This window comes from Streptomyces sp. NPDC058964 (genome assembly GCF_042741275.1).
Lineage (GTDB): Bacteria > Actinomycetota > Actinomycetes > Streptomycetales > Streptomycetaceae > Streptomyces.
The window spans coordinates 17,471-27,203 of sequence record NZ_JBHYKH010000058.1; the positions used below are offsets into that span (position 1 = coordinate 17,471).

Consider the following 9,733-nt stretch of genomic DNA (forward strand, 5'->3'; position numbering starts at 1 on the left):
GTGCGTGCGGGCGCTCAGGCCATCTTCAGCGCCTGCGCCATCTTCGTCAGCTGCGCGAACGGCGCCGTGCCCGCCACCACCGTCGTGGAGCCGGGCGTGTCCTCGAGCACGAGGGCGTCGTAACGGCCGCCGGTGTAGCGCGTCCAGGTGCGGTCGCCGATCTTCTCGGTGGCCTTGGTCGCCTTCGAGCCCTGGCTCGCCGTCTCGATGAACTCCGCGCGCTTCTGAGTGGACTGCTCGATCTGCACGTACTCACCGTCGGGGTTCTGGAAACCCAGGTGCCAGCGGTCGAAGTCCGCCCCCTGGAAGCGCACGGAGGTCGCCTTCCAGGTTTCGGGCAGGCCCTCTGGCGCGGCCACCGGGTAGGTCGCCGCGCGGCGCGCGGTGAGGAGTTCCACGCTGTAGTCCACCCGCTTGATGTCGGGAGCGTGGTCGTCGTGCGGGACGAAGAGGTAGATGACGCCCGCCGCGATCCCGATGAGGCCCAGGGAGAGGATCATGTCCCGGACCGTCTTCTGCTTGCCGTTCGAACCTGCCACGTCCCCTATCGTCGCAGGTGTCCGGCGCGCTCATCCGTGGGGGGCCCTGCTCATTTTGTCTGCCTGACGATAGAGTCGAGAGGCAACCCTCATCCGGCCGTCGTCGTATCAGAAAGGTGCGCTCCGATGACCGAGAATCATCATCTGCCCTCCGAGCTGGAAGTTCCCTCCGAGGCCCCCGACCGCAACCTCGCCCTGGAACTCGTCCGGGTGACCGAAGCCGCCGCGATGGCCGCGGGGCGCTGGGTCGGGCGCGGCGACAAGAACGGCGCCGACGGTGCCGCGGTGCGCGCCATGCGGACCCTCGTCTCCACCGTTTCGATGAACGGCGTCGTCGTCATCGGCGAGGGCGAGAAGGACGAGGCGCCGATGCTCTTCAACGGGGAGCGCGTCGGTGACGGCACCGGACCCGAGTGCGACATCGCCGTCGACCCGATCGACGGCACCACGCTGACCGCCAAGGGCATGCCGAACGCCATCGCGGTGCTGGCCGCCGCCGACCGCGGCTCGATGTTCGACCCGTCCGCCGTCTTCTACATGGACAAGCTGGTCACCGGCCCCGAGGCCGCCGACTTCGTCGACATCGACGCGCCCGTGGCCGTCAACATCCGCCGGATCGCCAAGGCCAAGCGCTCGGCGCCCGAGGACGTCACCGTCGTCATCCTGGACCGGCCGCGGCACGAGGGCCTCATCAAGGAGGTCCGGGAGGCCGGCGCGCGCATCAAGCTGATCTCGGACGGCGACGTCGCCGGCTCGATCTACGCGCTGCGCGAGGGCACCGGCGTCGACCTGCTGCTGGGCGTCGGCGGCACGCCCGAGGGCATCATCTCGGCCTGCGCCGTGAAGTGCCTGGGCGGCACCATCCAGGGCAAGCTGTGGCCGAAGGACGACGAGGAGCGGCAGCGGGCCGTCGACGCCGGGCACGACCTGGACCGGGTGCTCACCACGGACGACCTGGTCTCCGGCGACAACGTCTTCTTCGTCGCCACCGGCATCACCGACGGCGAGCTGCTGCGCGGGGTGCGCTACCGGTCCGAGACCGCCACGACCGACTCGATCGTGATGCGCTCGAAGTCCGGCACGGTCCGCCGGATCGACTCCGAACACCGGCTGAGCAAGCTGCGCGCCTACAGCGCCATCGACTTCGACAGGGCGAAGTAGCGGCTTCGCCGGCCGGCAAGCGACGGGAAGAGGGGCGCCCCCTGGTGCGGAGGGGGCGCCCCTTCACGTGTCCCTGGAGCGGGCTCTAGCCCGCTGCCGCTATGCGGTTCGCCGCGCGTGCCGCCTTCTTCAGTTCCATGTCGCGGCGGCGGCGCCGGGCCAGGACCACTCGGCGCTCGGCGGCGGTCAGGCCGCCCCAGACGCCGTACGGTTCGGGCTGCAGCAACGCGTGCTCGCGGCACTCGACCATCACCGGACAGCGGGCGCAGACCCGCTTGGCCGCCTCCTCCCGGGAGAGCCTGGCGGCGGTGGGCTCCTTCGAGGGGGCGAAGAACAGGCCGGCCTCGTCGCGCCGGCACACCGCCTCGGTGTGCCAGGGTGCGTCTTGGTCCCTGTCTCGCGTCGGCACCCGCTGGGCCGGAACGGCAGCGACCTGCAGGGACGAATGCGGCGGTTGCAGCACGGTCTACTCCTGACGACGGCTTCGCGAGCGAGAGACGATGCAGCAAGCCCTACCCGCTGTGCGCGCGCCTATGCACAGAGTTCCGAACCGCAGGAGCGCGGCGGCTTGTTCACGACCCTGCGCGCCGCCCGCCCGAGGACCGATTCGTTCCGGATCCGGTCCGATTCACAACCGTCAACGGTCGAGATGTTTGCGCAACCTCCTGTCGACCTTGTGCTGAACACGGTCGAGGATGTCCGCGACGAGCTTTCCGCGCTTCGGCCGCGCCTCGACATTGCCCAGCACGGCCCACCCGTCCACATAGACGACAGGCGCCTCGGACTCGGCCGAATCCAGTGGGGAGACCTCGAAGTTGCCGAGTACTCCGCCACCGGTGCCCCGAAGCGACACGTTCTCCGGGACGCGGATCTGGACGTCCCCGAAGACCGAGACCGCCTTGATCACGACCTGCTGGTACTCGAAGATCGCCTCGCTGAGGTCGATCTCGACGGTGCCGAACACGGCGTACGCGTGCAGGCGGCGCCCGGCGCGCCAGCGCCCCCGGCGCATGGCGGTGCTGAACACGGCGACAACGTTGGCGTCGGCCTCGGCGGGTATCGCGCCCGGCGCGGGGCGCGGCGGTGCCGGCGCGTAGGCGGAGGCGGCCGGACTCGCATGGGCGGCCGGCAGGTCCCGGATGAAGACCTCCAGTTCGCCGACCGTCTTGGCGTTGAGCACCCCCTCGACACGCTCGGCGTGCTCGTCGGCGGTCAGGCGCCCCTCGGCGAGGGCCTCGCGCAGGATGTCGGCGACGCGGTCACGGTCGGCGTCCGAGGCGCGCAGTTCGGCGACGGGAGGGGCCGTGTGCTCCCGCTGGGCGTGCTTCTGAAGGTCCACGGCAGCAGCGTACCGAAACGCGATAGATCGCGACTAGGGGTGGGGGCGGGCCCGCGCGCCGGGAACTGAGCCTTACCTCACAGGTTCCGCGTCGGCGGCAGGTTCTACGCTGGTGAGGCCTGTCGACGTCGACAGGCCGCCGTCTGTCGAGTGAGGAATGGGCGAAGATGCCTGAGTTCGCGTACACCGATCTGCTCCCCCAGGGAGAGGACACCACCCCGTACCGGCTGGTGACCTCCGAGGGTGTCTCCGCCTTCGAGGCCGACGGGCGGACCTTCCTCAAGGTGGAGCCGGAGGCGCTGCGCAAGCTGGCAGCGGAGGCCATCCACGACATCCAGCACTACCTGCGCCCGGCGCACCTCGCGCAGCTGCGCCGCATCATCGACGACCCCGAGGCGTCGGGCAACGACAAGTTCGTCGCCCTGGACCTGCTGAAGAACGCGAACATCGCGGCGGCGGGCGTGCTCCCCATGTGCCAGGACACCGGCACGGCGATCGTCATGGGCAAGCGCGGCCAGAACGTCCTCACCGCGGGCGAGGACGAGAAGGCGCTGTCCCACGGCATCTACGACGCCTACACCAAGCTGAACCTGCGCTACTCGCAGATGGCTCCGCTCACCATGTGGGAGGAGAAGAACACCGGCTCCAACCTCCCGGCGCAGATCGAGCTGTACGCCACCGACGGCGGTGCGTACAAGTTCCTGTTCATGGCGAAGGGCGGCGGCTCCGCCAACAAGTCCTTCCTGTACCAGGAGACGAAGGCCGTCCTGAACGAGGCCTCCATGATGAAGTTCCTGGAGGAGAAGATCCGTTCGCTCGGCACGGCCGCCTGTCCGCCGTACCACCTGGCGATCGTGGTGGGTGGTACGAGCGCCGAGTACGCCCTGAAGACCGCGAAGTACGCCTCCGCGCACTACCTGGACGAGATCCCCTCCGAGGGCTCCGAGCTCGGTCACGGTTTCCGGGACAAGGAGCTGGAGGAGAAGGTCTTCGAGCTGACGCAGAAGATCGGTATCGGCGCGCAGTTCGGCGGCAAGTACTTCTGCCACGACGTGCGTGTGATCCGCCTCCCGCGGCACGGCGCGTCCTGCCCGGTCGCCATCGCGGTCTCCTGCTCGGCCGACCGCCAGGCCGTCGCCAAGATCACGGCAGAGGGCGTGTTCCTGGAGCAGCTGGAGACGGACCCGGCGCGGTTCCTGCCGGAGACGACGGACGAGCACCTCGAGTCGGAGGGTGACGTCGTCCGCATCGACCTCAACCAGCCGATGGACGAGATCCTGGCCGAGCTGACCAAGTACCCGGTCAAGACCCGGCTGTCCCTGACCGGTCCGCTCGTCGTGGCCCGCGACATCGCGCACGCCAAGATCAAGGAGCGGCTGGACGCGGGTGAGGAGATGCCGCAGTACCTGAAGGACCACCCGGTGTACTACGCGGGGCCGGCGAAGACCCCCGAGGGCTACGCCTCCGGCTCCTTCGGCCCGACCACGGCCGGCCGGATGGACTCCTACGTGGAGCAGTTCCAGGCCGCGGGCGGTTCCAAGGTGATGCTCGCCAAGGGCAACCGCAGCAAGCAGGTCACCGACGCCTGTGGCAGCCACGGCGGCTTCTACCTCGGCTCCATCGGCGGACCGGCGGCCCGCCTCGCCCAGGACTGCATCAAGAAGGTCGAGGTCGTCGAGTACGAGGAGCTCGGCATGGAAGCCGTCTGGAAGATCGAGGTCGAGGACTTCCCGGCGTTCATCGTCGTCGACGACAAGGGCAACGACTTCTTCCAGGATCCCGCCCCGGCGCCGACGTTCACGTCCATTCCGGTCCGGGGGCCGGGGCTGGCCTAGTGCCTGGCGTGCGGCGGGGGGATCTCGCCCCCGCCGCCCCTGCCCGTCCCGTCCCATGGGGTGCCGCCCCTTCGGCCCCGCCGGGGCTCCGTCCCGACCCCGTTCGGCCTGACGGGCTCGTCCCCGAACGCGGACCGGCCGAACGGGGCTGACCTGTGCTTGTCCGTGCGCGCCGAGTGCGGACAGGGGCGCGGGCTACCCGTACGGCGCACGCCTCGGAACATCCCCACCGCTCCGATCGCTGTAACCGGCATGAGCGAATACCGCATCGAGCACGATTCCATGGGCGAGGTCCGCGTCCCCGCCGGCGCCAAGTGGCGCGCGCAGACGCAGCGGGCCGTCGAGAACTTCCCCGTCTCCGGGCAGCGCATCGAGCGGGCCCACATCGAGGCCCTCGCCCGCATCAAGGGGGCCGCGGCGAAGGTCAACGCGGGGCTCGGGGTGCTCGACAAGGACGTCGCCGAGGCGATCCAGGAGGCGGCCGCCGAGGTGGCCGAGGGGAACTGGGACGAGCACTTCCCGGTGGACGTGTTCCAGACGGGATCCGGCACCTCGTCCAACATGAACACCAACGAGGTCATCGCCACACTGGCGAGCGAGCGGCTCGGCCGGGACGTGCATCCCAACGACCACGTCAACGCCTCCCAGTCGTCCAACGACGTCTTCCCCTCCTCGCTCCACATCGCCGCCACCGCCGCCGTCACCCGTGACCTGGTCCCGGCCCTGGAACACCTGGCCGGCTCCCTGGAGCGCAAGGCCGGGGAGTTCGCCGATGTCGTGAAGTCGGGGCGGACCCATCTCATGGACGCCACGCCCGTGACGCTGGGCCAGGAGTTCGGGGGGTACGCCGCCCAGGTGCGGTACGGCGTCGAGCGGCTGCGGGCCTCCCTGCCGCGGCTGGCCGAGCTGCCGCTGGGCGGAACGGCGGTGGGGACGGGCATCAACACCCCGCCCGGTTTCTCCGCTGCTGTCATCGAGGAGGTCGCCCGCGCCACGGGGCTGCCGCTCACCGAGGCGAGGAACCACTTCGAGGCGCAGGGCGCCCGGGACGGGATCGTCGAGACCAGCGGGCAGCTGCGGACGATCGCGGTCGGACTCACGAAGATCGCCAACGACCTGCGGTGGATGGCGTCGGGACCGCGGACGGGACTCGCCGAGATCCGGCTCCCGGACCTGCAGCCCGGCTCCTCGATCATGCCCGGCAAGGTCAACCCGGTCGTCCCGGAGGCCGTCCTCATGGTCTGCGCCCAGGTCGTCGGCAACGACACGGCCATCGCCACCGCCGGCGCCTCCGGCAACTTCGAGCTCAATGTGATGCTGCCGGTCATCGCGAAGAACGTGCTGGAGTCGATCCGGCTGCTCGCCAACGTCTCCCGTCTGCTGGCCGACCGGACCGTCGACGGGATCACCGCCGACCGCGAGCGGGCCCGCGAGTACGCCGAGTCGTCGCCCTCCGTGGTCACCCCGCTCAACAAGTACATCGGGTACGAGCAGGCCGCGAAGGTGGCCAAGAAGGCCCTCGCGGAACGGAAGACCATCCGTCAAGTGGTGCTGGAGGGCGGGTACGTGGAGCGCGGCGCGCTGACCGCGGAGCAGCTGGACGAGGCGCTGGACGTCCTGCGTATGACGCATCCGTGACCGATCGCGGGCCGCTGTAGCCGCCGGGCCAGAACCGTGACGCGCACCGCAGCGTCGTATGCCTGTGGCACCTAATATCTGTGCATGGCAGACGGCGGAGCGGTGAGACGCGTGGAGCGTGCGGGAGCGGGTGGTCCGACGGGCTTCTGGGCCCCCGGGAGTCACATCCTGTGGCGGTACCGGGAGAACGCCGGCAGCCGCTTCCACATCGCGCGCCCCGTCACCGTCGTGCGGGACGACGAGGAGCTGCTCGCCGTGTGGATGGCGCCGGGCACCGAGTGCGTGAAGCCCGTGCTCGCCGACGGCACGCCGGTGCACGTCGAGCCCCTGGAGTCCCGGTACACCAAGCCGCGGGCCGTGCAGCTCGCCCGCTGGCTCGGCACCGGAGTGCTGAAACTGGCCCGGCCCGGCCAGTCCTGGTCGGTGTGGCTGTTCTGGGAGCCGGGCTGGCGGTTCAAGAACTGGTACGTCAATCTTGAGGAGCCGCTGGCCCGTTGGGACGGCGGAGTGGACTCCGAGGACTACTTTTTGGACATCTCCGTGCACCCGGACCGCAGTTGGCACTGGCGCGACGAGGACGAGTTCGCGCAGGCCCAGCGGGACGGTCTGATGGACGCCCGCCTGGCCCAACGGGTGCGGGAGGCGGGGCGGGCCGCCGTGGAGGTGATCGGCGCCTGGGGCCCGCCGTTCTCGGACGGTTGGCAGCAGTGGCGCCCGGATCCGTCCTGGGCTGTACCTTCACTCCCGGAGGACTGGGACCGTACGCCCGCGCACGTGTCCTCATGAGACCCTTGCTGCGCCCCCGGCCCACAACCGTAGGATCGTCCTCCGCAAGGGTGCGCAGCCACAACTCCCGGAGCATGCGCCGGGCTTGACCGAACGTCACCGAGGGGCGGCAGGACGTGAGCGAGGGGTACGAGGGCACCACCGGCCGGAGACGGTCCGCCGGTGGCAAGGGCACGGCCTCTGACCGGACGGGAATTCCGTTCCCGGGGCACGTATTCCGGGTATCGGGATTTCTGCGGGACGAACTGCGCGCGCGGCGCGCAGCCCCGGACGGATGGAATCGACGCGCGTGACGGAGCACCCCACCTCCTCCTACGAACGCCCCCAGACGGGCGTCGACCCCGCGGAGCACCGCGGGGCGCTCGTGCGTTCCCCGAAGCCGCTCGGCGCGGCCGCCTTACCCGCACAGGCCCGCACCGGCGAGACGCCCTCGTCGCCGGGAACGACCACGCCCCGCGGCAAGGGGAAGGAGCCCCCAGTCAACGGCCCCGAGCACTCGCAGCCGGCCGCCGCCGAGCCCGACACGCACCGCCCGCGTCCCACACCGGAGGGCATCCCGCCCCAGCCGGGTGCGGGGCAGGAGCGGTCCGTCGGCGGCCAGGACCGCCGTACCGGGCGGGGGCTGCCGCCCGGACGGCCGAAGCCGAAGCGGCGGGACGGGGACCGGTTGCGGTTCGTGGGCGCCGCGACCCGGCGGATCGCCCGCGGCATCGACCTCGACGAGATCGTGATGGGCCTGTGCCGGGCCACCGTGCCGACGTTCTCGGACGCGATCCTCGTCTATCTGCGCGACCCGCTGCCGGTCGGCGACGAGCGGCCCACCGGACCCGTCGTACTGCGGCTGCGGCGCACGGACCGGATTCCGGAGGAACGTGACACCGAGGGCGGCTTCCTGCCCGTACCGGCCCCGGAGCCGGAGCCGTCGGAGCTGACCGGACTGTCGGAGCTGTCCTCGCTGACCGCCGAGCTGTGCGAGGTGCGGCCCGGCGGGGCGCTGAACGAGGTGCTGCGCGGGGTGCGTCCCGTGTTCGCCGACGCTCCCGCGGCCCGTGCCGCGCTGCCCGAACTGCTGGGCGAGAGCGGCGAGTCGGTCGTGCCCGGCGGCCAGCACGCGATCCTCGCGCCGCTGCGCGGACGCCGCCGTGTCATCGGTGCGGCGCTCTTCCTGCGCCGCCCGGAGCGCCTGGCCTTCGAGGCCGACGACCTGCTGGTCGCCGCCCAGCTGGCCACGCACAGCGCGCTGGGCATCGACAAGGCGGTGCTGTACGGCCGCGAGGCGTACATCGCCGACGAGCTCCAGCGCACCATGCTCCCGGAGACGCTGCCCCGCCCGACGGGCGTGCGGCTGGCCTCCCGCTACCTTCCCGCGGCCGAGACGGCCCGGGTCGGCGGCGACTGGTACGACGCCATCCCGCTGCCGGGCAGCAGAGTCGCGCTGGTCGTCGGTGACGTCATGGGCCACTCCATGACCTCCGCCGCCATCATGGGCCAGCTGCGCACCACCGCGCAGACCCTGGCCGGACTCGACCTGCCTCCGCAGGAGGTGCTGCACCACCTCGACGAGCAGGCCCAGCGGCTGGGCACCGACCGGATGGCCACCTGCCTGTACGCCGTCTACGACCCGGTCTCGCACCGCATCACCATCGCCAACGCCGGCCATCCCCCGCCCGTGCTGCTGCACCTGGGCGGACGGGCCGAGGTGCTGCGCGTGCCGCCGGGCGCGCCCATCGGCGTCGGAGGGGTCGACTTCGAGGCCGTCGAGCTGGACGCACCCGCCGGGGCCACGCTGCTCCTCTACACCGACGGCCTGGTGGAGTCCCGGCTGCGGGACGTGTGGACCGGCATAGAGCAGCTGCGCGAGAAGCTCGCCGCGACCGCCCAGCTCACGGGGCCCGATCATCCGCCGCCCCTGGAGGCCCTGTGCGACGAGGTGCTCGACATGCTCGGTCCTGGCGACCGTGACGACGACATCGCGCTGCTCGCCGCCCGCTTCGACGGGATCGCGCCGAGCGATGTGGCGTACTGGTTCCTGGAGCCGGAGGACGCGGCCCCCGGCCGGGCCCGCCGGCTGGCCAGGCGCGCCCTGGACCGCTGGGGCCTGGAGGAGCTCTCCGACTCGGTGGAGCTGCTGGTCAGCGAGGTCGTGACGAACGCGGTGCGGTACGCCTCCCGCCCGGTCACCCTCCGTCTGCTGCGCACCGACGTGCTGCGCTGCGAGGTCGGCGACGACGTGCCCCAGCTGCCGCGGCTCCGGCAGGCGCGGGCGACGGACGAGGGCGGCCGCGGGCTGTATCTGGTGAACAAGCTGGCCAGGCGGTGGGGCGCGACCCGGCTGAGCACCGGCAAGGTCGTCTGGTTCGAACTGAACCGGGGTTAGGCCCCGTTCGGGGCGGAAGCGGCGCGGGGGGGGGGCCGCGGCACGGCGCGCGCGCCCG

Annotated in this window: 8 protein-coding genes; 5 read left to right on the forward strand and 3 right to left on the reverse strand. The window is 71.3% G+C overall.

Annotation, left to right across the window (positions count from 1 at the left end):
• Positions 1-14: 14 nt before the first annotated feature.
• Positions 15-539 carry a DUF4245 domain-containing protein gene (locus ACFW2E_RS10545; protein WP_384464459.1) on the reverse strand — a complete coding sequence of 175 codons (525 nt, stop codon included), beginning with the start codon at positions 537-539 and terminating at the stop codon, positions 15-17.
• Positions 540-665: 126 nt separating this feature from the next.
• Here ACFW2E_RS10545 and glpX point away from each other — a divergent pair, with 126 nt between their 5' ends.
• Positions 666-1,700 (forward strand): class II fructose-bisphosphatase, encoded by a 1,035-nt coding sequence (glpX, locus tag ACFW2E_RS10550; protein ID WP_384464462.1) that lies wholly within the window; start codon positions 666-668, stop codon positions 1,698-1,700.
• Positions 1,701-1,785: 85 nt separating this feature from the next.
• On the opposite strand, the gene ACFW2E_RS10555 is transcribed toward glpX, so the two are convergent.
• Together ACFW2E_RS10555 and ACFW2E_RS10560 are read right to left on the reverse strand one after the other, a co-directional pair.
• On the reverse strand, positions 1,786-2,163 hold the full coding sequence (locus ACFW2E_RS10555; RefSeq protein ID WP_384464465.1) for a WhiB family transcriptional regulator: 378 nt from the start codon (positions 2,161-2,163) through the stop codon (positions 1,786-1,788).
• 174 nt (positions 2,164-2,337) lie between these two features.
• Positions 2,338-3,039: a DUF1707 domain-containing protein gene (locus ACFW2E_RS10560; protein ID WP_384464468.1), complete on the reverse strand. Its 702-nt coding sequence runs from the start codon at positions 3,037-3,039 to the stop codon at positions 2,338-2,340.
• 167 nt (positions 3,040-3,206) lie between these two features.
• Here ACFW2E_RS10560 and ACFW2E_RS10565 point away from each other — a divergent pair, with 167 nt between their 5' ends.
• The 4 genes from ACFW2E_RS10565 (at position 3,207) to ACFW2E_RS10580 (ending at position 9,675) form a co-directional block, all read left to right on the forward strand.
• Positions 3,207-4,874, forward strand: a complete 1,668-nt coding sequence (locus ACFW2E_RS10565) for a fumarate hydratase (protein ID WP_384464471.1) — start codon at positions 3,207-3,209, stop codon at positions 4,872-4,874.
• A 252-nt stretch (positions 4,875-5,126) separates the two neighbouring features.
• The gene (locus ACFW2E_RS10570; protein WP_384464473.1) at positions 5,127-6,512 is read left to right on the forward strand and encodes a class II fumarate hydratase; all 1,386 of its coding nucleotides are present in this window, start codon (positions 5,127-5,129) and stop codon (positions 6,510-6,512) included.
• Positions 6,513-6,596: 84 nt separating this feature from the next.
• Positions 6,597-7,298 (forward strand): DUF402 domain-containing protein, encoded by a 702-nt coding sequence (locus ACFW2E_RS10575; protein WP_384464476.1) that lies wholly within the window; start codon positions 6,597-6,599, stop codon positions 7,296-7,298.
• A 274-nt stretch (positions 7,299-7,572) separates the two neighbouring features.
• Positions 7,573-9,675, forward strand: a complete 2,103-nt coding sequence (locus tag ACFW2E_RS10580) for a SpoIIE family protein phosphatase (protein ID WP_384464479.1) — start codon at positions 7,573-7,575, stop codon at positions 9,673-9,675.
• The last annotated feature ends 58 nt before the right edge of the window (positions 9,676-9,733 follow it).